At 58.2% G+C, this 20821-nt stretch carries 17 protein-coding genes; 1 reads left to right on the forward strand and 16 read right to left on the reverse strand.

Features of this window, described 5'->3' with window-relative positions; translation table 11 throughout:
- Nucleotides 1–8: 8 nt before the first annotated feature.
- From JNO48_02715 to JNO48_02765, 11 genes are all read right to left on the reverse strand, one after another.
- The gene (locus tag JNO48_02715; GenBank protein QTE68837.1) at nucleotides 9–3740 is read right to left on the reverse strand and encodes a hypothetical protein; all 3732 of its coding nucleotides are present in this window, start codon (nucleotides 3738–3740) and stop codon (nucleotides 9–11) included.
- 89 nt (nucleotides 3741–3829) lie between these two features.
- On the reverse strand, nucleotides 3830–4654 hold the full coding sequence (locus tag JNO48_02720) for a hypothetical protein (protein ID QTE68838.1): 825 nt from the start codon (nucleotides 4652–4654) through the stop codon (nucleotides 3830–3832).
- Between the two features lie 22 nt (nucleotides 4655–4676).
- Nucleotides 4677–5636 (reverse strand): CMP-binding protein, encoded by a 960-nt coding sequence (locus tag JNO48_02725; protein QTE68839.1) that lies wholly within the window; start codon nucleotides 5634–5636, stop codon nucleotides 4677–4679.
- 22 nt (nucleotides 5637–5658) lie between these two features.
- Complete coding sequence (gene dnaB, locus JNO48_02730) at nucleotides 5659–7026, reverse strand: replicative DNA helicase (protein ID QTE68840.1); 1368 nt, start codon at nucleotides 7024–7026, stop codon at nucleotides 5659–5661.
- A 27-nt stretch (nucleotides 7027–7053) separates the two neighbouring features.
- On the reverse strand, nucleotides 7054–7506 hold the full coding sequence (rplI, locus tag JNO48_02735) for a 50S ribosomal protein L9 (GenBank protein ID QTE68841.1): 453 nt from the start codon (nucleotides 7504–7506) through the stop codon (nucleotides 7054–7056).
- A complete protein-coding gene (locus JNO48_02740; GenBank protein ID QTE68842.1) occupies nucleotides 7503–8534 on the reverse strand; it encodes a DUF2232 domain-containing protein in 1032 nt (343 codons plus the stop codon). The genes rplI and JNO48_02740 overlap by 4 nt, the downstream gene beginning before the upstream one ends.
- A gap of 155 nt (nucleotides 8535–8689) precedes the next feature.
- Nucleotides 8690–9421, reverse strand: coding sequence for a hypothetical protein (locus JNO48_02745; GenBank protein QTE68843.1), 732 nt, complete (start codon nucleotides 9419–9421; stop codon nucleotides 8690–8692).
- A gap of 70 nt (nucleotides 9422–9491) precedes the next feature.
- On the reverse strand, nucleotides 9492–11144 hold the full coding sequence (locus JNO48_02750; protein QTE68844.1) for an extracellular solute-binding protein: 1653 nt from the start codon (nucleotides 11142–11144) through the stop codon (nucleotides 9492–9494).
- A gap of 51 nt (nucleotides 11145–11195) precedes the next feature.
- The gene (locus JNO48_02755) at nucleotides 11196–12047 is read right to left on the reverse strand and encodes a carbohydrate ABC transporter permease (protein ID QTE68845.1); all 852 of its coding nucleotides are present in this window, start codon (nucleotides 12045–12047) and stop codon (nucleotides 11196–11198) included.
- An 18-nt stretch (nucleotides 12048–12065) separates the two neighbouring features.
- On the reverse strand, nucleotides 12066–12950 hold the full coding sequence (locus tag JNO48_02760; protein QTE68846.1) for a sugar ABC transporter permease: 885 nt from the start codon (nucleotides 12948–12950) through the stop codon (nucleotides 12066–12068).
- Nucleotides 12947–14032: an ABC transporter ATP-binding protein gene (locus JNO48_02765; protein ID QTE68847.1), complete on the reverse strand. Its 1086-nt coding sequence runs from the start codon at nucleotides 14030–14032 to the stop codon at nucleotides 12947–12949. Before JNO48_02765 ends, JNO48_02760 begins: the two co-directional genes overlap by 4 nt.
- A gap of 103 nt (nucleotides 14033–14135) precedes the next feature.
- Between JNO48_02765 and JNO48_02770 the strand changes: the two genes are divergently transcribed.
- Nucleotides 14136–15425 (forward strand): O-antigen ligase family protein, encoded by a 1290-nt coding sequence (locus tag JNO48_02770; GenBank protein ID QTE68848.1) that lies wholly within the window; start codon nucleotides 14136–14138, stop codon nucleotides 15423–15425.
- A gap of 9 nt (nucleotides 15426–15434) precedes the next feature.
- Here JNO48_02770 and JNO48_02775 read toward each other — a convergent pair whose 3' ends face one another.
- From JNO48_02775 to JNO48_02795, 5 genes are all read right to left on the reverse strand, one after another.
- Nucleotides 15435–15857, reverse strand: a complete 423-nt coding sequence (locus JNO48_02775; GenBank protein QTE68849.1) for a peptidoglycan-binding protein — start codon at nucleotides 15855–15857, stop codon at nucleotides 15435–15437.
- 2 nt (nucleotides 15858–15859) lie between these two features.
- Nucleotides 15860–16708, reverse strand: a complete 849-nt coding sequence (locus tag JNO48_02780; GenBank protein QTE68850.1) for a DegV family protein — start codon at nucleotides 16706–16708, stop codon at nucleotides 15860–15862.
- 286 nt (nucleotides 16709–16994) lie between these two features.
- Entirely contained in the window at nucleotides 16995–17948 is a 954-nt protein-coding gene (locus tag JNO48_02785) for an ABC transporter permease (GenBank protein QTE68851.1), read from the reverse strand.
- The gene (locus JNO48_02790) at nucleotides 17945–19075 is read right to left on the reverse strand and encodes an ABC transporter permease (protein QTE68852.1); all 1131 of its coding nucleotides are present in this window, start codon (nucleotides 19073–19075) and stop codon (nucleotides 17945–17947) included. The genes JNO48_02785 and JNO48_02790 overlap by 4 nt, the downstream gene beginning before the upstream one ends.
- The gene (locus JNO48_02795; GenBank protein QTE69665.1) at nucleotides 19072–20751 is read right to left on the reverse strand and encodes an ABC transporter ATP-binding protein; all 1680 of its coding nucleotides are present in this window, start codon (nucleotides 20749–20751) and stop codon (nucleotides 19072–19074) included. Before JNO48_02795 ends, JNO48_02790 begins: the two co-directional genes overlap by 4 nt.
- Nucleotides 20752–20821: the final 70 nt, after the last annotated feature.

Below are 20821 nucleotides of genomic sequence, written 5' to 3' on the forward strand. Positions count from 1 at the left end.
GGAAATCTTTATTTCTGCCAGTTCTGGGTTTTGCCCTGGCCGTATCCGGCCGGCAGCACCCCGTTGCGGCGGGTCACGAATCCCAGGTCCACATTGTAGTTGGCCCGGTCGCTCTCCACGGTAATCTCCCCGGTATAGCACACATCGCCGTCCGTTTCTTCCAGGGCGGACGCGATGATCCGGAGATCACTGCGCTTCCGGGTGGGCTTTACTTCCGCCGGAGCGGTCACGCGCAGTGTGTAAACCGCCGGATACAGGTCTGAAATCCGGTAGAATCCGTACTGATCCGTCACAGTTTCCGCCACGGCTGCACCGTCGCGCAGCGCTTCCACGCGGACGTTCGCGATGCCAAGCTCATCTCCGGCCTGCAGTCCGTCGCCGTTCAGGTCCAGCCAGCAGAAGTCTCCCAGGCTGCCCGGCAGCACACAGCCGATATCCAGGTCCGTCCGGTTCTGGTTCATCTTCAGGTCGATCTCGTCCGAGGAACCGTTCCGGTTGAGCGTGGTGGTCATTGCAGAACGGAGATCCCCCGCCAGGCGGTAGTCATCCGGTTCAATGATCACACAGCCTTCCGGCATCTCCGCTTCAACGCGGTATACGCCGGGCATCAGGTGTTCGAAACGGTAATCGCCGTTGTTTGTACTGGTTGCGGAAGCAACCGCCGTACCGTTTTCGTCTTTCAGGGTCATCACCGCACCGGAAAGCGCCTCAATGTTTCCGCCCCGGTCAATCCATACCCTGCCGCCGATCCGGGTATACCGGATGATGCCCAGCAGCAGGTTGTCCCGTGTTTCATTCTCCTGCAGGCGGATCCCGGTCAGTACCATCTGACCGGCTTCTGCCGTAAACTGGTTGTCGCCGGGTTTCGGTGCCAGCGTGTTGTCATCCAACGGGAAGGAAACCGAGAATTCCCCTGGAATCATCCCGGCTGCCGCGAAGGATCCGTTTTCGTCCGTTACCGGTGTGTCAAACACCTTTCCGGTGAAATTGTCCGTTACGGTCAGCGTCATTCCGGCAGGCGTCTGCTCGCCTTCATCGAACAGGCCGTTGTTGTTTTCATCCAGCCACATCCGGCCGCGGATCGCTGCCGGGATCGCTGCGCCGGTCATCTGTGCGGTCCAGGTAGCACCCATCGGCACCTCCAGCGTAGCTTCCTGCACCGCCTTGCCGGCCGTCAGCGGCAGGTCCAGGTGATCGGTCCGGCTCATCACAAAGCCTTCCGGGCAGGCGGCTTTGAGCGTATAGGTATCCGGCCGCAGCCCTTCCAGGATGAACGAGCCGTCCGCAGCCGTCGCCACAATGGACTCATCCAGTTCCGCACGTCCCGGAACCAGGGAAATCGTCATGCCGGCCAGCGGTTCTTCCCCGTCATCCCGGATTCCGTTTCCGTTATGGTCCTGATAGGCGGTACCTTCAATCCGGCCCAGCGTCAGCGCGCCGCATAGCGCGGCCTTCTTATATCCGCCGGTTGCGAAATCAAACGATTCCGTCCTGCCGGCTCCGTCTGCGGTTTCCTGAATGGTTCCCGCCATACTCCGGGCAAATACCGCGCCGTCCGGCAGGATATATTCCACGTAATACCGTCCGGGCATCACCGCGTCAAAGATGAAGTGCCCGTCTTCGCCGATTTCCGCCCGGAATGCCTCGCCTTCAGTCTCCTCAACCAGGCGCACGGTCACACCGGTCAGCCCGCGTTCCCCGCTGTCCTGAGCCCCGTTGTCGTTCCGGTCGGCATATACGTCGCCTTCCACGGTACCGGGTTTGATCATACCGATATCCATCCCGGTGATCTCCGCACCCAGTTCCACGGTGAAGGGCATGGAATAGCCTTCCCCGCCTGTACGGTTCAGGATGACGTTGCCCTCCCCGAGTTTGGTAAAGGCGTATCCCGCCACCGCGTTCACGCTCAGGCTGTATTCTCCCGGCGGTACGTCCGTCAGCTCATATACGCCGCGGGCTCCGGTCTTGTCATACACGACCGTATTGCCCTGCGCGTCCACCAGCTTCACGACAAAGGCACTGGATACCTTTTCCTTGCTGTCGCACGTGCCGGAGAAGTCGTTGTCATAGTATACGGTACCCTTGATGGTTGCAGGATAAATCGCGCCGATGGCGATTTCCCGTGTTTCCGCATAGCTGAGCTTGAAATCGCCCCAGAAGTTCTCCCGGCGTCCGTCCCGGCCTTTGAAATGGTTGCCCTGAGGTTCATCCCGGGTAACGGTATAGGTGCTGCCGTCATTCGGAAGAAGGGCGCGGAGCCGGTATGTATTGGGGCGCATACCGGGCATTTCAAACCGGCCGTCTGCCCCGGATGTGACGCTTGCAACTTCGCTTCCGTCCCATTCCTTGATCGCCGTGATTTTCACGCCCTGCAGCGGCTGTTCACCCTCATCATAGAATCCGTTGTAGTTCGCATCCAGGTAGCAGATGCCTTTGACGATGCTGGCCCGGGTAAAGCCGATATTCTGGCTTTCCCGGCTGGTCTTGTCATTCAGGTCCACGGCTTTACTTGCCTTGAAAACGCCGTCCCTGGAGATAACGGTACGGTATTTGCCGGAATTGGCCTGCCGGGTAAAGGTCAGCCCGTCCGGCGTATACACCGTCAGGGTATACAGGGCGGGACGCACCCGGTCAATGATCCAGGTGCCGTCCGCTTTGGAAATCGTCTCATAATGCAGGCCGTTTTTCTGCCCGTCCAGCGTAATCCGCACGTTGGGCATCATCGGCTCGCCGCTTTCATACACACCGTCCACATTGGTTTCCACCCAGCAGAAGCCGGCCACATGGTATGCGGTTTCCACTCCGATTCCCTGCTCGGTTTCCATCCCCGCGGAAACAGTGAACTCGCCGCTTGCCTGGCTGCCTTCCGTGGAAAACTGGTATGCATTCAGGTCGGTCTGCCCTTCCCCGCCGTAAGCAGCAAACGTCTTGCCTTCAGTCAGGTAGGTTTCCGTACGGTAAGTGCCGGCCGGCACATTTTCAAAAACCACCACGCCGTCCGCGCCGGTCACGCCGCCGGCAACAGCGCTTTCCCCGCTCAGCAGGTAAACGTGGATGCCGGAAATGCCGTCTTCATTCGGCGCTTTGTTCCCGTTCCCGTTCCGGTCCTGGAAAACCATCACCCGAACGCTGCCCGTATTGTTTCCGGGCTGCAGCGGGGAAAACACAGGTTCCGGAGTCGCAGCCGGCTGGGGCAGCGGTTCCGGGATTACATAGGGTTCCACCACCGCCGTATAGGGTATATCCGGCTCTTCCCCGTCCGGTTCTTCACCGGCTTCCCCGGATTTATCCGGATCTTCCCCATCCGGTTCCGAAGCCTGCTCAGCTGCAGGTTCCGGGGTGGCCGCCGGTGCCGGAACCGGCGTTTCGGCTGTTTCCGGAGCATCTGCCAGCCGGTGAAGGACCACCGGAACCGTTACACTGCGGCCGTTCTCAACGGTAATGTCCTGATAGGCGTCCCCCAGGTCCCATCCCGGCTCAAAGAAACCGGTCACGGGTTCAATATGGATCCGTGCGCCTTCCGGCAGGGTGATGGATTCGCCTGCCTGGATCTCTCCGATTTCCTCTCCGTTCTGCCATATACGGAACCGGCCGTCCAGTTTCACATATTCACCGGCTGTATCCGTCTCACCGCTCACATAAATGTTCAGCGTCACCGCTTCCGCCAGGGCTGTCTCCGCCGTCCCGGCCAGCAGCAGGATGCAAAGCAGGATGGAAAGAAATCGAGTCGCATTCTTCATGTTCCGTTTAGCCTCCGAAAAACAGATACTGCGCGCTTTTCCATGTTCCGGAAGAGCGCGCCGCATCATCATTGCAGAATATGGATTCCTCAGTTGGTCTTCTTCATTGTGCTGCGTACTTTGTTGTATACGCCCTCGGCAAAGTTGTCCGCCATACTCCGCGGATAGCTTACATGCAGGATATAGAGGACCTTATCCACGGTATTGACGATCACGCGTCCCGCAACTCCCCTGCCGTCGCTCAGCGTTCCCTTGTAGGCCATATATACGCCGTTTCCGTCAATGAAGGTACGGGTCGCGGTGCTGGAAGGATCAAAGCTGCTGAAGTCGCCTTCACCGCGGATGGTATCCAGCGCAGCTTTGACTTCCTTGGTCAGCTCATTCTTGTTGTAGTTTTTGTTCACCGGAACCACACGGACCATGACCTTCGGCTGGACATCCAGTTGATCAGCTTCATCCGTCAGGATATAGGTATCTGCCGCGGAGTTGTCCACCGTCCAGCCCACCGGAGCTTCGAAGGAAAGGTGCAGCGCTTCCGCTTCGTATTTGCTGTAGGTAAATTTCATCGTCGGAACCGGGGTCGGCGTGGGCTTGTCAATCGGATCGATGACTACCGGCGTGGCGCCCGCGTAGCTGTTGTTCACAGTCGGTACCGGGGTAGCCGGGTTGGCAATTGCGATGTATTCTTCATCGCCGCCTTCTTCGGACGCCGGATTGTAGGACCCGTCATCATAGTTCGGGAAAACATTCTGGGAGTTTCCCGTGTCCGGCTGTGCCGCAGGCGCCTCCTGGGCTGCAGGCTGCTGCGTTTCAGGCCTGTCCTGGGTGGGATAGATCACTTTTTCCTGCTGGCAGGCAGCAAGCAGGCACGCACAGAGCACCAGTACCAGGCACAGAATCCGTTTTTTCCACATGGTTCATCCCTCCGTCTGTTGTTTATTCAGCGTCTTCCGTATACATCGGGTGATATACGCGGCGGTCCAGGCTGTAGATCTTTTCGCTGAAAGCACCTTCAGGTGTCTTGTCCGCCGCGGTTTTCATGGTATTCATCCGGGCATCCATCATATCCAGCCAGTGCAGGGCTTCCGCCTCGGGGAACATCGGCGCCCGTGGGCTTCCGAATTCCGCCTCGCCGTGGTGGCTCAGGAGCATGTGCTCCAGCAGCACCACCGCCTCCCCGTGGATGTCCAGCCGGTCTGCCACCCGGTTCAGGTTGGTGATTCCCCGCACCAGGTGTCCCAGCAGCTGCCCGTCCCGGGTATAATCCGCCACATTCCCGGCCGGATCACTTTTCAGCTCATCGATCTTAGCCAGGTCGTGGATGATCACCCCGGCCAGCAGCAGGTCCCGGTTCAGCCAAGGATATACTTCCAGTGCAGCCTTCGCCATGCGAAGCATATCGGTTGTATGGTGGAGCAGGCCGCTCCGTTCCGCGTGGTGCATCCGCTGGGCCGCCGGGAACCACGCCAGGTCGCCGCCGGCATTTTCCAGCATTCCGTTCGTCAGCTTCCGCAGGGTTTCGTTGGTAAAGCTGTCCACTGTTCCGCGGATTTCCTGCAGCATATCGGCGGAGCTCCGCGGCGCGCTCGGAACGAGGCTGTTCATATCCAGGGGATCTGCTTCCGTTGCCTCGCGCCATTTTTCCACCCGCAGCTGCAGCCGGCCGTTGTATTCCTGCACCGTGCCGCGGACCTTGACCGGTTTTCCGGTCTCCGGCACCGGGGTGCCGGGGTCCCAGTTCCAGATCTTGCAGTTGATTTCGCCCGTCCGGTCGGTCAGGTTCATGTCCACATAATCATTGCCCTTGCTGTCCTTCCGCTTTTCCGCGGATCGGATCAGCAGGAAGCCTTCAAACCGCATATCACGCTGCAGCTGGCTTACCGAGTAGTTTTCCATTCACGATCCTCCTGCTGCCATCTCACCACGGGGCATCCCCGGAGGGGCCGTTGTCCCGTGCCAGATTGGCAAATGTGGTGTATTCGCTCAGCCATGCAAGCTTCACCGTTCCCAGGGGACCGCTGCGCTGCTTGGAGATGATCACTTCACCGATGTTCTTGTCTTCGGTGTCTTTGTTGTAGTATTCCTCCCGGTGGAGGAACATGACGACGTCCGCATCCTGTTCGATGGATCCGGAATCCCGCAGGTCGCTCAGCACCGGCCGCTTGTCGACCCGGTCCTTGTTCGCACGGCTCAGCTGTGCGCAGGCGATGATCGGGATCTTCATATCCAGGGCGATGGCCTTCAGCTGGCGGCTGATCTCACTGACCTCCAGCTGGCGGCTTTCCACCCGGCCGTCCGCCTTCATCAGTCCCAGGTAGTCCACCACAACCAGGTCCAGTCCTTTGTCCATCTTCAGCCGCCGGCATCGGGAACGCAGCTGGCTGGGCGTAATTCCGGCGGTATCGTCAATATACATCGGTGCGTCGGCCATAGACTGCACGGAATTAGCCAGGCTGCTCCAGTCCTTGTCCGTCAGTGTGCCTTTCCGCACCCGCTGCATATCCACCTGTGCGTCGGAGCAGAGCATTCTCATGGCAATCTGCTCCCGCGGCATTTCCAGGGTGAACACAGCCACGGATTTGCCGCGCTTCAGGCTCGCATAGGACGCGATATTCATTGCGAATGATGTTTTCCCCATGGACGGGCGGGCGCCGACCACTACCAGCTCGCCGGGATGCAGGCCGGTCAGCAGGTTATCCAGGTCGATGAATCCGGTCGGCACACCGCCGATGGCGCCATGCAGCCTGGACAGTTCATCAATCTGGTCATATGTCTTCACCAGCACTTCCCGCAGCGGGACCAGCGTCTCGCCATCGGTCTGGTTCATTACGATATCAAAAATCGCTTTTTCTGCGGATGACAGGATGTTCTCCAGCGGCGACTGCTGGGTAAAACACTCGCCGGATATCTTCTGGCAGGCCTGGATCAGCTTCCGCATCGTACTCTTTTCCTGCACGATGTCGATATACGCCTTGACGTTGGCGGAAGTCGGCACGCTGTTCAGAATCTTCATCAGGTAGGCGTTTCCGCCCACGCCTTCCAGGGATCCCCTGCGGGCCAGTTCCGTATGCAGTGTCACCAGGTCGATCGGACGCCGCTGCAGGTAAAGGTCCATCATCACGGAAAAGATTTCCTTATGCTCCGGCTGGTAGAAATCCTCCGGCCGCAGTTGTTCCGTCGCGCGGAGCACAGCGGCGCTGTCCTGCAGCATTGCGCCCAGAACACTGACCTCCGCCTCCACGCTGTTGGGCGGAACGGTTCCCCTGAACTCCTCCGGATTTGCCATCTGTCTTCTCCCGTCTTCCGGTTTTTGTTACTTCTGGATCGGTACGACGTTCAGTTTCATCGGGGTCGTCACACCGGAATACAGCCATACGGTGATTTCCCGTACGCCGGTTTCCCGGATCGGGTCCCCGATATCCAGCTTCCGCTTGTCGGCTTTGATTCCGTGCTGCTTTTCAAGTGCTTCGGCAACCTCCGCGCTGGTGACGCTGCCGTACAGGCGGCCTTTGTCACCGCATTTGACTTCCAGCGTAATCACTTTGTTCTTCAGCAGCATGGCCTTTGCTTCCGCCTCAGCCCGCATTTCCGCTTCGCGGGCTTCCTGCGCGGCCCGCTTCTTGGAAATCTCCTTCAGCATGCTTTCCGTGGCTTCCGCCGCAAGCTTCTGGGGAAACAGAAAGTTCCGTGCGTATCCGTCGCTCACGGTGATAATATCATCCCGCTTTCCGACGTTCCGAATATCCTTCAGCAGTACGACCTTCATTCCTGTTCAGCCTCCTTGTTCGGACGCAGGTGACGCGCGTCCTTTCGTTGATCAATCACACCCATGATAATCGGGACCACCGGCGCCAGCAGGGAGAGCGCCACCGCCCATACACCGCGCATGACATTCCGGATTCCCATGCGCTTTCCCATCCACAGCAGGAAGCACGCTCCCTGCAGCATAAACGCCACCCGGAATACGCCCATGCACAGCATGCCCAGGTATCCCGTCACTCCGTCATCCGACACCAGTGCAATCACCCAGCCAATCAGCAGGGCGAATACCGCCGTTCCCATCCGCCGCGGCATGTACCATTTCTCCATGGGGGGAAGCAGGCCTTCCTCCCCCTGGCGCCTGCGCCGCCAGTCCGGCAGCACCGTGCACAGGACCGTAGTGAGAACAGTATGGTAAATCATCGCGCTGCACAGGGCAGACGGCAGCAGTTCTTCCAGGCTCACCCGCAGGCTGAGCAGCATCTGCCGGCGGGATTCTTCCTCCAGGAAAAGATACCCGTATCCGGGAAGCCGCCGGGCTGACAGCAGTTCAATATCATCCAGCCGGGCCAGTCCCATGCTGTAGGCGTTGATCAGGATGTTGTTCCGTTCCGGGCTGGCGTCAATATAATCACATGCGCCTTTGGCCAGGCCGGCGATGATCTTTCCGTCCGTCACTGCGGAGAGGGCCAGCAGTCCGGCAAGCCATGTGACCAGGCAGACCGCCGCCCACAGGACCGGCCGGACCAGGGGCTTCCGCACCGGGATTGCCGCCGCAAGCAGGCTTCCGCCGCACCAGAAGATGATCACCGGCAGCATCTCCGCCGGAAGGGTAAACCCGCATGCCAGCCCGGCTGCCGCGCAGACAGCCGCAGCACCCGGCCATCCGGCGGAATACTGCAGCAGGGCTGCCGCAACCGGCAGCAGCATTGTCAGTTCGATCAGCAACGGGACACTCGCTTTGGCCGCAATTGCAAACAGCAATACCAGCGCTGCCGGCACTGCCACCGCGGCTGCGGTTTTATTCTGCGTCATCCCGTCACCTCCATCGTATATATTATCACTGTATTATATCCTATATCCGTGTAAAAAACAACCTCCGCGCTTACGGATATCAATATCGCCGTCCGGCCGGAGCCATGAAAAAACCGGCGGAATTTCTTCCGCCGGAATGAATTGCTTTTTGGGGATTACTGGGCGGCAGCCACCTTGATGATGTGGGGCTGTACGCCTTCGTACCAGTACAGGAAGCCTTCCGCGTCGATCACGTCACCGATCTTCAGGCCTTCAACCGCCTTGTACACTTCGGTGTCCGGTCCGCACAGGTAGGATTCCACCACGAACGTGTAGGTCGCGTCATTCAGCGTCACGTCGAAGTACAGGTCGTCACCCTGCTGTCCGGCGCCGTTCCACTTGTACAGGAACGCCGCGTCATTGCCTTCCGCGTCCTTCTTTGCCGCAACCGTCAGGCCCTTGAACGCCACCAGCGCGTTCTGCTTGTTGATCAGTTCTTCCGTGCCCAGCAGCGCGGTTACGTCTTCCGGCTCGGCCTTGAAGCCTTCGCCTTCCACGAATTCAAACGTCGCGTCGGTGATTTCCACTTCGCCGCTCCACGCGCTCTTGTAGCCCTTCACCTTGATCTTCGCGCCGGGAACCAGCTTCTCAGCATCTTCCTTGGAGCAGTTCATCTCGTAGATGAAGTAAGCGCCGTCTTCGCTCTGGCCATAAACCGTGATCTTGCCGACGCCGTCCTTTTCCCACCAGGCCTGCGTCGCCTGCACGGTCGTCTCGATCACCACTTCGGTGTCCAGCTCGGCCGCAGCATACGCCGCATAGTCCATCACAGCCGTTTCTTCCGCCACAGCGGAAACCACGGCCAGGGCCATCATCAGCACCAGGGCCAGTGCAATCAGTTTTCTCATGTTTTTGTAACCTCCTTCTGTTCTGCCTTTCCGGCAGCTGACCATATTGTACATCTTTGGCAGGATAATATCAATTTTTTCTCTTATTTTTCTTCTTTTCCCAAACGGTATACAGGCCGATCAGCACCCATACCGCCGGCAGGGCAATCAGCAGTGCTTTGCTGATATCCGGCAGTTCCTGCTCCGGAACCGGTTCCGCCTCCGCCGTTTCCGGCGTTTCTTCCGTTCCGGCGTCCTCACCGGCCGGAATGACCTCGATCTGGTCCAGGCGGTACAGGCTGTTGACCTCATTGTACAGCTGCGGAATGTTAAGTTCCTGCTTCCGCCGGGCGCTCTTGCAGGCGCTTTCGATCAGCTGCCCCGCGGCAGACCGCAGGCTGGTGCTGCCGTTGAAAACCGGAGTCACGAATGTATCCGCAGTGTGGTGCATCAGCAGCTCGCTGGCCAGGATTTTCACGGCATAATGCTCGTCATTATCCTCGCCCTTCCGGCTCAGGTAATCCTGGTATTCCGCACTTTGCTGGGCTTTCAGGGTCACCGGCAGGTATCCTTCCGTTTCGGAATAACCCAGCTGGACCGGATTGGTCAGCAGGTACTGGACAAACAGCCAGCTGGCCAGCACTTCCTGGGGATCATCCTTGTTGAAAACGCAGATGCTGGGGCCCTGGCTGATCATTTTCATGTTGTCCGGATCGAACTGCGGGATCGGCCGCACTTCGATATTGAACAGCTTCAGCTGGGATGCATGGATATCCTGCATCGGCGCCTCTCCGCCCATCCAGGTTGCGCCCGCGGTGGAATCCACGGCAAAAATGCACTGTCCGGCATTCAGGAAATTGCCGGGATAGCTGCTGATCGCGAACGTGGAGAAAGCGCGGCTTTTCGCGTGCAGGTAGATTTCCTCCAGCATGGCCTTTGTCGTATCGTTGAAGATCAGCACTTCCCCGTTGGCATTGGAATACGGCGCGCCCAGCTGCCGGAGCATGGAGATCATCATGTTGTCCGTGCTCTTGTAGATGAACGGGATCAGCACATTCTGGCCGTTAACCCGGAAGGTACCGTCCTCATCCTTTTCCATGGCCTTCTCGCTGACTTCCCACACGAAATCCCAGGTCAGCACATCCGGCACTTCATACCCCAGCTTCTCCACCAGGTCCCGGTTGATATACAGGGCTTCGGTGGAACGCATGTACGGCAGGGCGTAATAATGTCCGTCCAGGATGCATTCATCCAGGAATTCCGGAACCATCTCCGCCTCCGTCGGGGCGTCGAATTTCACTTCGCTCCCGCCCAGGCCGTAGCGGCTGTCCCGCATCCAGTCATCCAGCTGAAGAACCACATCGCTGCCGGTCTTGTAGGTGGCAATATGGTCCGGATAGGTAATGCATACATTCGGCGGTGTGTTTGTGGGGATGTTGGTAATCACGTCCGCGTAGATCCGGCTGTAGTCGGAATACAGGCGCAGGCTGATTTTCACATTCGGATACAGTTTTTCGAAGTCCGTGATTGCCTGGTTATAGACCGCGGTCTGGACCTTGTTGGTGTCATTCTTTGCCCAGAACACCAGCTCAATCGGTTTTGTCTCGTCAAACTGGGCCGGAACCGCGGTATCCCCCGTGCCGATGGACGCCTTTGTGGTCAGCGTTCCATGGCAGCCGGACAGCATGCACAGCGCCAGGAGCAGTACCATGCAGACCCCGGCTGCTTTATATTTCCTCAACATCGTCTTGATCCTCTCCCTCCGAAGCCTTGCCGGCTGCCGTTTCCTGCCGGATCATCCCTTGGTGCCTCCCCGGGAAACACCGGCCATGATCTTATCCCGGAACACCAGGAACAGGACGATCAGCGGAGCGCTGACCACCACGACCGCCGCCATCATCGCCGGAATATCCTGCCGGCCGAATCCGCTTTCCCGGATGGCCTGGATTCCGTTGGATACCAGGAAATAGCTGGATTCCCGCGTGATCAGCCGCGGCCAGACGTAGCTGTTCCAGCACTCGATCACCTTCAGAATTACAATCGTGACAATGGTTGGCTGGCTGATGGGCACCATTACCTTCAGCAGGTATTTCAGGTCGCTGGTTCCGTCCACTTTCGCCGCGTTGTACAGCTCATCGGGAATTGCCTCGAAGTTCTCCTTCAGCAGGTAAATGTAGAATACACTGGTTACGGACGGCAGGATCAGGCCGAGGAAAGTTCGGATACCCCGGTTCCATTCCAGGTTCACCACGGTCACATAGTTCGTGATGATCACCAGCTCCGTGGGAATCATCATCAGGCTCAGGAACAGTGCAAACAGCAGGTGTTTCCCGCGGAATTCCAGCCGTGCGAACGCAAATGCGGCCGGCACGGTCACCAGCATCATCAGCCCCGTAGTTGCAACGGTAAAGATCAGCGTATTTCCGAAATACCGGCCCAGGCTCACCTCGGTGAAAGCCTTCCCGTAATTCTCCAGCGTCGGGTCTTCCGCGATAATCTTCGGAACCGTCTCATTGTTGTATGTGCTGGTCTTCTTGACGCTCGTCAGCACCATCCAGTAAAAGGGAAACAGCACGACGACCGCCCATACTGCCAGCAGCAGCCATACCAGGACCTTTGAACCGGTCCCGCGTTTTCTCTCATTCATCGGCTCATCGTCCTTCCCTTACATGTACTGAACCTTGTTCCGGCTGAACTTCAGGTTGATATACGTAATCGTGAATACGATGGCAAACAGGATCAGCGCCGCAGCCGCCGCGTTCCCGTAGCGTCCGCCCGTATCGCTGTACAGCATGTCATACACGTATCCGACAATGGTATTCATTCCCGCTGCGTTCAGGTTGGTGCCGAAAAGGGCCACCTCATCGCTGTAAGCCTTGAACGCACCGATAAAGCCGGTAATAATCAGGTAGAACACCGTGGGGCTGATCATCGGCAGGGTAATCTTCCGGAAGATCCGTGCGCTCGATGCCCCGTCCACCTTGGCGGCTTTGTAGTATTCCGAATTGACGCTGGCCAGTGCGCTGGTCAGGATCAGGATCTTGAACGGCATCACGATCCACACCGTATACAGGCACGTCACCATCATCTTCATCCAGTATTCCCCGTCGATGAAGTCAATGTCCGTCCGGAGGAGCAGGTTCACCAGGCCTTTGGTGTATTCCGTTTTGTCAAACAGGATCATAAACACCAGTCCGACCGCCAGCGTGTTCGTGACGTAGGGCAGGAAATAGATTGTCTGGAACGCTTTTTTGAGGGCTTTGATGGAGCTCAGTCCCAGGGCAATCAGCAAAGACAGCCCGGTACTCACCGGCACCGTGATCGCCACCAGGATAAATGTATTCTTCAGTGCCTGGATGAACAGGCGGTCGCTCAGTACATCCCGGAAGTTTCCCAGGCCGATGCCCGTATACGTCCGGGCGATGGAAGCATAATTTTCCTCCACGGAATAGATGCATACGTCAATCAGCGGGTAGATCATGAACACACCCAGGAAGAGGATTGCCGGCAGCAGGTACAGCCAGGCTTTCAGGTTGTTTTTCTTTTTCATACCCGTTCCTCACTCTCCCGGTCGAACAGGAAGACCTTGTGCGGCTTCAGGCGGAAGCGCACCGTTTCCTGGTCCGGCGCGAAGCGGTTTTCCGAACTGACGATGGAGCGGATGCACTTGCCGGTCATCTGATCATGGGTGGAAACGACGCTCACATCGCGGCCCATGACCTCCACCCGGTCCATCCGGCAGGTCAGCGGTCCCTGCTCGTCCGGAATGAAGCCTTCCGGCCGGATGCCGACCCACACCTTCCGGTCTTCGCGTCCCTCAGCGTCCAGCACATCTTCTTCTCCGATCCGGACCATTCCATTCCGGATTTCACCCTCAAATACGTTGATCTGCGGCGTTCCCAGGAACTGGGCAACAAACAGGTTCACCGGCTCGTCGTACACCTCCTGCGGCTTGCCGATTTGGTGGACCTTCCCGTCCTTCATCACGATGATCAGGTCGCTGATGCTCATGGCCTCTTCCTGGTCATGGGTAACGAAGATGGTGGTGACCCCGGTTTCCCGCTGGATGCGGCGCAGTTCCTCGCGGGTTTGCAGGCGCAGCCGGGCATCCAGGTTGCTCAGCGGTTCGTCCAGCAGCAGGACCCGCGGAATTTTCACCAAAGCCCGCGCGATGGCGACGCGCTGCTGCTGTCCGCCGGAAAGCTCTTTCGGTTTCCGTTCCATCAGTCCGTCAATCTGGACCAGCTTCGCGGTCTCCAGCGCTTTCCGGTGCATTTCCTCTTTCGTCATTTTCCGGTCGCCCTTCAGGTTCTGCAGCGGGAAAATGATGTTCTCCTCCACCGTCAGGTGGGGGTACAGCGCGTAATTCTGGAATACGAGCCCGACTCCCCTGGCTTCCGGCGGCAGTCCGGTCACATCCTCATCGCCAAACCAAACCTTGCCGGATGTCGGTTCCTCCAGGCCGCTGATCAGGTTCAGCGTGGTGCTCTTTCCGCATCCGCTGGGCCCGAGCAGGCCGATCAGCTGGCCGTCCGGGATCTCAAAATTGAAGTTATTGACCGCAATAACATCCTCGCCTTTTTTGTTCCTGGAAGGAAACCGTTTGGTCAGATTTTCCAGCACAACCTTCATGGCTACCGCTCCCTTTATTCCGTATCCTTGACATATTTTTTTGTGCCCCATATAATACGTAATACTACCATGAAAACACTGTTGTTTCAAGGGGATTCACGCAATGATGACCGTCGCCGCGTGCCTGTGGACAGGCCTCTTCCCGCTGCTCCAGTTCGGCACCTATTCCCATATCACCGCTGACAAATGGATCATCATGCTCGCGCTGACCGCCTTCACCCTGATCGCGGCCGTCTGTGAGGTCCCCGGTCCGCTGCGGCCAGCCGGGTCTTTTTCCCGTGCCCGGAAAACCTTACTGGCGGTTTTTGCCCTTCTCACGCTATGGATGATGCTTTCCTGCCTGCTCAGCCCGCTGGGTTCGGACAGCTGGTGGATCGGTGCGTCCGCCCGCCGGGAAGGTCTTTTTACCCAGCTTTGCTACATGCTGCTGTTCCTGGTTTTTTCCTTTTCCCGCGTCCGGCAGGAGCCGGTCATTCTTTCCGCCGCGGCCGGTGTGCTGGTTTTCTGCGCGGTTGTGCTGCTTCAGCGGTCCGGTATCAATGTGTTCGGGCTCTATCCAGCCGGCCGGAGCTATGCCACCACGCCGGAATTCCAGGGAACGATCGGCAACGTGGATATGGACACCGGCTATCTGGTGCTCCTGTGCGGACTGTTCCTGCCCGCGCTGCAGCAGCCCCGCCGGCAGGAGGAAACCCCGCCCCCTGCCCGCCGGAACCTTTTCCGGATTTCGGTCCTTGCCGGCCTTGCCGCTGCTGTCTACCTGGTCATCTCAATGGATGTCCAGTTTGGCGCAATCACACTCGCTGTTCTGGCTGTTGCGGCTATCCTGCGCTTTATTCCCCGCAGGTGGCGTATTCCGTTCATCATCCTGCTGGTCATCCTGGCGCTCCTGTTTGTCTGGTTCTTCCCCGGAAGCTCCGGCGGTCTCTGGGAGCTGCATGAAATCATGCACGGCCGTCCGCAGCTGTCCTTTGGCAGCAACCGGGTGGCCGTGTGGGTTTACAGTGTCGGCCTGGCACAGGAAAACCTGCTGGCCGGAGGCGGTTCCGATACCTTTGAAATCCGCTTCAATCAGTATATAAATGAAAACGGCCTGGCCATTCCCACCCATCAGGGAGATCTGGCCCTGCCGCACTATTTCGATAATCCGCACAATGAATACATTGCGCACCTGGTCAATCACGGCCTTCCGGCCATGCTGCTGTTTGCCGCCCTGCTTCTGCTGCTGGTGTTCCTCCGCCCGCGTACCGCGGGGTTCCGTTCCGCTTCCCTGCTGACCCCGTGCGCTGCCGCCGTCCTGTGCTATGCGGTCCAGGCGTTCTTCGCCTTTTCCGTCTGCCTGGTGGCTCCGGTCTTCTGGGTGATCGCAGGAATATGTGCCGCAGAGAAATGATCCGCCCGCTCAGTTGCTGAAAGGCTTTGCGTTCACGGAAAACAGCAGTTCCCGGGTTTCTTCCCCGACGATGCCGTCCGCTTCCAGTCCGTTTGTTTTCTGGAAGGCTGTGACGGCTTCTTTCGTTCCCGGGCCGAATTCCCCATCGATTTCCCCGCTGTAAAAGCCCAGTGCGGACAGGCGGGTTTGCAGGTCTTTAACCTCCTGCCCTTTGGATCCGGTGCGCATCACCGGCGCCGCTGTCGGCAGCGATGGGTCCGGCGTCACAGCCATCACGCTGGCCGGTACGGGCGGAAGCGGAGTTGGAGTCAGGCTCATCTCCCGCTGCACTTCCTGTGCAACGGGAATCAGCTTGACCACCATGAACAGCAGTGCCGCAAGCAGCACTGCCATGCCCGCCAGACCTGCGATTGTTTTCGGATTCTTTTTCATCGTTATTCCTTATTCTTCCGCATGAACAGGATGCCCAGCGTATCCGGCCCGCAGTGGCAGCAGATGGTGCATCCGGCGGTTGTTTCCAGCACTTCCCGGAACAGGCCGTAGCTCTTGATCTTCTCGATCGCGTAGCTGACCATGCCTTCCTCGCTGGGGGAATGGGTTACAAATACCCGCTTGAAATCGATGCTGCTGTCATCGGCCAGCCGGTCTTCGATATAGTGCTTCAGGTAATGCTCCACCCGGCCGCGGTATTTTTCGCCGGGATGCATTTTGCCATCCGTCACAATAATGGAAGGCCGGATATGCAGCAGCTTCGCGCCCAGCGCTTCCATCCCGCTGCAGCGTCCGCCCCGGCGCAGGTAGTCCACCGTGCGTACGGTGAAGCTGGCATCCACCAGCTTGGTCCGTTCCCGCAGGATCCGGGCGATCTCCGCGCCGTCCATGCCCCGCTCAGCCATCTCGGCGCCTTCCAGCACCAGCAGTCCGCTGCCCGTCGAAAGGTTCCGGCTGTCCACAACAAACACGTTGTCCATATCCTTGGAGGCTTCGCACGCATCCGCGTAGCAGGTGGAGAACTCGCTGCTGATGCATACGTGCACCAGCTGGTCGGCCTTCTTCAGCTGCTCATTGAAGAATTCCTTGTATTCATAGGTGTTCACCGCGGCTGTCCGCACCGCTTTCCCGGCATCCGATGCCCGGAAAATGTCCCGGGGCGTCACGTCCACGCCATCGTGGAAAACCTGCCCGTCAATAATCACGCTCAGCGGTACAATTCCGACCTGGTACTTCCGGAGAAGATCCGGGCTCAGGTCACAGGTGCTGTCCGCAGTCATCCGTACTTTCATCGTTTTTTCCTCGTCTATTTTTCTTTTGAGAAACCGAAAGGGTCCAAAGTCCCCCGATCTTTTTCCTTACGGAAACCGAAGGGGTCTAGGGGGGCGCTGCCGCGCGCGGTGCGCGAGGCGGAAATCCGTCCGCGGTGCGCGTGCGCTTCCTTGCGGAAAGCCCCCCTTTTTTCATCTTTTCTTACGGAAACCGAAGGGGTCTAAGAGGGCGCTGCCGTGCGCGGTGCGCGAGGCGGGAATTCCGCCCGCGGTGCGCGTGCGTTTCCTTGCGGAAAGCCCCCTTAATTCATCTCTCCTCGCGGAAATAACTCAGGCCCAGGCTGGCCGGCGGCTGGTTCTCCTTCTTGTTCCGGATGCTGGTGACAATCAGCACCAGGATTGTTACCACATACGGCAGCATCTTCAGCAGCGGAATGGTCGCCATGGTCACCTTGATCCAGCTGCTGTTGGTGATAAAGCTTCCCAGCGAGAACAGGATGCCGAACACAGTCGATCCGATAATGGTCAGGTGCGGCCGCCACAGGGCAAAAATCACCAGCGCGATACTCAGCCATCCCCAGGCTTCCACGCTCAGGTAGGCTTCCTGGCTGGCCATATAGTCGATGATGTAGTAGAATCCGCCGAGCCCGGCGATTCCGCTGCCGATGCAGGTCGCGGCATACTTATACCTTGTGACATTGATGCCGACAGCATCCGCCGTGGCGGGATTCTCGCCGACCGCCCGCAGGTGGAGGCCGGTCCGGGTCCGGAAAAGAACCCAGCTGGCCGTCAGGGAGATGATAATCGCCAGGAAAAACAGGACTCCCCACAGCTGGAGGCTGTCCTGGCGCCCGGCGAACGGCCATCTGAAATAGTCCCGGGTGCTGACCAGGTAAACCACCGTATTCAGCTTGGTCATAATGACCTTGGACAGGCCGACGCCGAAAGTAGTCAGGGTCAGGCCGGTCACATTCTGGTTGGCCCGCAGGGTCACCGTCAGGAAAGAATAAATCAGCCCGGCCAGGACCGAGAACGCGATCGCTCCCAGGATTCCCAGGATGACAATCAGCACCGGGGGAAGCCCGCTCTTGCCAATCATGTTCAGCACGAGGCATCCGCCCGCGCCGCCCATGCACATGATGCCGGGGATTCCCAGGTTCAGGTGGCCGGCTTTTTCGGTCAGGATCTCACCGGTGGAACCATACATGAACACCGCGCCGAAGGCCAGTGAGTCAATCAGGAAATTCAGCCAGATATTCATTTCACGGTCCTCCTCTCCGCTTCCCTGCGTCCATGTCCGCGGAAATGGATCTCGTAGGAAATAAAGAACTCCGCACCGATAATAAAGAACAGCACAATGCCCACGATGACGTTCGGCAGCGCGTTGTTGACGCTGAAATCCTGGCTGATCTGTCCGGCGCCCTGGTTCAGCAGCTGGATCAGCGCGGCTGTCAGGATCATGATCAGCGGATTGAATTTACCGAGCCAGGCCACCAGGATTCCGGTGAATCCCTGTCCGCCTGCTGAATTGGTCGTCACCGTCTGGTCCGCGCCGGCCGCGATCAGGTATCCGGCCAGTCCGCAGAGCGCACCGCTCAGGATCATCGTACGGATAATGACCTTCCGCTCGTTGATGCCGACGTACTGCGCCGTCCGGACGCTCTCGCCCACCACGCTGATTTCATATCCGTGCTTGGTGTAGTTCAGGTAGATGTACAGCCCGATGGTCAGCGCCAGGATAATCAGCACGATCAGCAGGTGCTCGTTGTAAATCTGCGGCAGTTTTCCGTACTTCAGCTTGCCCAGGGAGGAGGATCCGCTGGGGACCCAGATCACCAGGAAATAACTGACCAGGAATGTCGCAACATAATTCATCATCAGGGTGAACAGCGTTTCGTTTGTCCCCCACCTGGCCTTGAATACCGCAGGAATCAGGCCCCACAGCATGCCGGATGCCAGCGCCGCAAACAGCATCAGGATCAGCAGCAGCCATTCCGGCACCTTGCCGCCGAGGTAAAACGCGACTGCAATCGAACCCAGCACGCCGGTCAGCGTCTGGCCTTCTCCGCCGATGTTCCAGAAGCGCATCCGGAACGCCGGGGTGAGCGCCAGGGAAATGCAAAGCAGGATCGCGGTGTTCTTCAGGAATTTCCAAAGCTTCCGGTTGGTGGAAAAGGAACCGCGGATGAATGTATAGTAGAAATCTCCGATTTTTCCAGGATTCTGCTGCAGTTTCTCAATCAGGAGGAAGGCGACAATCCCGCATACCAGCAGGCCCAGGAAAATGGCGATTGCCCGGATCGCCCACGCCCGGGCCGGAGAAGTGGAAGCGCGTTTGGTCAGGTGAACCAGCGGTTCCCGAACCTCATTCCGCTGCCTGGAACTCATGCTTCTTCCTCCTTCCGTTCCGCCGTCTTTGTCATCAGCAGGCCGATTTCTTCCTTGGTGGCAGTGCGTGCGTCCACAATGCCGGTCACCGCGCCGCTATTGATCACCATAATCCGGTCGCACAGTTCCAGCAGCACGTCCAGATCCTCACCGACATAGATCACGGCCACACCCTTCTCCTTCTGCCGGTTCAGCAGATGATAGATCGTGTAGCTGCTTCCGATGTCCAGTCCGCGGACCGGATAAGCTGCCATCAGTACCTTTGGGGCATAGGCAATTTCCCGGCCCACCAGCACCTTCTGTACGTTGCCGCCGGAAAGCCGCCGCACCGGCGTGCTGACGCCCGGTGTGGAAACTTCCAGTTCCCGGATGATCTCTTCCGCCTGTGCTTTGGGCTTTTTCCGGTTCAGAAAGCCGTAGCGTCCCTTCCGGTAGCTGCGCAGCATCATATTATCGGTAATGTCCATGTTGCCGACCAGGCCCATGCCCAGCCGGTCTTCCGGAACAAAGCTCAGGTGGATTCCCAGCTGGCGGATTTCCAGCGGAGTCTTGTCCCGCAGGTTCATCACCTCATCCTCCCGGAACAGCACGCCGCCGGATTCCACCCATTTCCGGATGGCTTTCCGGCTCATGCCGTGGAAGGAAACATCCTTCATATTCACATCATGGAAAGCGCCCTGCTCCGCCAGGTGTTTTACCTGCTTCAGGTTCTTGTGGAAGAAGCTGACCGGCCGGTCCTTTTTCGGATTGTTGAAGATCACGCTTCCGCTGGATACGGGCTGCAGTCCGGCAATGGATTCCAGCAGTTCCCGCTGTCCGCTGCCGGCAATGCCTGCGATGCCCAGGATTTCCCCGCCATTGGCAGTAAAGGTAATATCCTTCAGTACGTGGACGCCTTCGCTGTTGTACAGGTTCAGGTTCGTAACCTCCAGCCGGGGAATCGGATTGACCGGGCTGACGCGCTCGATGTTCAGGCTGATCTTCTTGCCGACCATCATCTCCGTCAGTTCCGCTTCATTCGTATCCTTCGTCTCCACGGTTGCGATATGCTCTCCGCGGCGAAGGATTGCCACCCGGTCGCTGACTTCCAGCACTTCATTCAGCTTGTGTGTGATGATGATAATGCTCTTTCCGTCTTCCTTCATCCGCTTCAGCACTTCAAACAGGCGGGTGATTTCCTGGGGTGTCAGAACCGCCGTCGGTTCATCCAGGATCAGGATTTCTGCACCGCGGTACAGGACCTTCACGATTTCAACCGTCTGTTTTTCGGAAACAGACATATCATAAATCTTCTTGGCCGGATCAATATGGAATCCGTACCGGTCCGCGATAGCCTGCACTTTTTCATTGACTGCCTTCAGGTTGTACCGGCCTTTTTCCGATATGCCCAGCACAATATTCTCTGCCGCGGTAAACAGGTCCACCAGTTTGAAATGCTGGTGAATCATGCCGATTCCGTGATCGAATGCATCCTTGGGGGAGCGGATCACAACCTCCTGGCCGTTGATCAGGATATGTCCTTCATCCGGGAAATAGATGCCCGCAATCATGTTCATCAGGGTCGTCTTTCCGCATCCGTTCTCACCGAGCACGGCCAGGATTTCCCCCCGGTACACGTCCAGGTTCACCCGGTTGTTTGCAACCACCGGGCCAAACCGCTTTGTGATTCCGCGCATTTCAAGCGCAAGCTGCTTTTCCACCGTTGTTCCTCCGCTTTCCCAGGCTTACTGTAGAATTTTACCATAA

Source organism: Clostridiales bacterium (assembly GCA_017569285.1).
Taxonomy (GTDB): domain Bacteria; phylum Bacillota; class Clostridia; order Christensenellales; family Aristaeellaceae; genus Aristaeella.

Coding starts and splice junctions, on each gene's coding strand:
- JNO48_02715 (QTE68837.1), bottom strand. CDS start 3,740: ATGAAGAATGCGACTCGATTTCTTTCCATCCTGCTTTGCATCCTGCTG.
- JNO48_02720 (QTE68838.1), bottom strand. CDS start 4,654: ATGTGGAAAAAACGGATTCTGTGCCTGGTACTGGTGCTCTGTGCGTGC.
- JNO48_02725 (QTE68839.1), bottom strand. CDS start 5,636: ATGGAAAACTACTCGGTAAGCCAGCTGCAGCGTGATATGCGGTTTGAA.
- dnaB (QTE68840.1), bottom strand. CDS start 7,026: ATGGCAAATCCGGAGGAGTTCAGGGGAACCGTTCCGCCCAACAGCGTG.
- rplI (QTE68841.1), bottom strand. CDS start 7,506: ATGAAGGTCGTACTGCTGAAGGATATTCGGAACGTCGGAAAGCGGGAT.
- JNO48_02740 (QTE68842.1), bottom strand. CDS start 8,534: ATGACGCAGAATAAAACCGCAGCCGCGGTGGCAGTGCCGGCAGCGCTG.
- JNO48_02745 (QTE68843.1), bottom strand. CDS start 9,421: ATGAGAAAACTGATTGCACTGGCCCTGGTGCTGATGATGGCCCTGGCC.
- JNO48_02750 (QTE68844.1), bottom strand. CDS start 11,144: ATGTTGAGGAAATATAAAGCAGCCGGGGTCTGCATGGTACTGCTCCTG.
- JNO48_02755 (QTE68845.1), bottom strand. CDS start 12,047: ATGAATGAGAGAAAACGCGGGACCGGTTCAAAGGTCCTGGTATGGCTG.
- JNO48_02760 (QTE68846.1), bottom strand. CDS start 12,950: ATGAAAAAGAAAAACAACCTGAAAGCCTGGCTGTACCTGCTGCCGGCA.
- JNO48_02765 (QTE68847.1), bottom strand. CDS start 14,032: ATGAAGGTTGTGCTGGAAAATCTGACCAAACGGTTTCCTTCCAGGAAC.
- JNO48_02770 (QTE68848.1), top strand. CDS start 14,136: ATGATGACCGTCGCCGCGTGCCTGTGGACAGGCCTCTTCCCGCTGCTC.
- JNO48_02775 (QTE68849.1), bottom strand. CDS start 15,857: ATGAAAAAGAATCCGAAAACAATCGCAGGTCTGGCGGGCATGGCAGTG.
- JNO48_02780 (QTE68850.1), bottom strand. CDS start 16,708: ATGAAAGTACGGATGACTGCGGACAGCACCTGTGACCTGAGCCCGGAT.
- JNO48_02785 (QTE68851.1), bottom strand. CDS start 17,948: ATGAATATCTGGCTGAATTTCCTGATTGACTCACTGGCCTTCGGCGCG.
- JNO48_02790 (QTE68852.1), bottom strand. CDS start 19,075: ATGAGTTCCAGGCAGCGGAATGAGGTTCGGGAACCGCTGGTTCACCTG.
- JNO48_02795 (QTE69665.1), bottom strand. CDS start 20,751: ATGCGCGGAATCACAAAGCGGTTTGGCCCGGTGGTTGCAAACAACCGG.